This is a genomic window from Aquimarina sp. U1-2 (assembly GCF_017897595.1).
Classification (GTDB): Bacteria; Bacteroidota; Bacteroidia; order Flavobacteriales; family Flavobacteriaceae; genus Aquimarina.
Genome location: NZ_JAGKIK010000158.1, coordinates 1 through 293 on the forward strand (window position 1 = coordinate 1; position 293 = coordinate 293).

A 293-nucleotide genomic window follows, 5' to 3' on the forward strand; every position below is an offset into this window, starting at 1 on the left:
CGTAACCACGTTGCTTACTTGTTTTTTCAATGGCTTCTAACTTATCTGTAGTTAAAGATTTTGTATCATAAAGAATACGTCCTATCAAGGTACTTTTTCCATCATCTACACTTCCTGCTGTTGCTATTTTTAATACTTCCATTTCTTTTGTTATTGGTTATTGGTTTTTAGTTTCTGATTCATTACTCATTCTCTAAAAACCAACAACTTATATTTTTTATACTCGTTTGAATATTTATATGTTGACAATCACTATTAACTAGTAACTAACAACTATTAACCATTTTAAAAAT

Annotated in this window: 1 protein-coding gene; it reads right to left on the reverse strand. The window is 27.6% G+C overall.

Features of this window, described 5'->3' with window-relative positions:
* Positions 1–142, reverse strand: a 142-nt coding sequence (locus tag J8281_RS19475) for a GTP-binding protein (RefSeq protein WP_246849179.1), incomplete at its 3' end; no start/stop codon positions are given.
* Between the last annotated feature and the right edge of the window lie 151 nt (positions 143–293).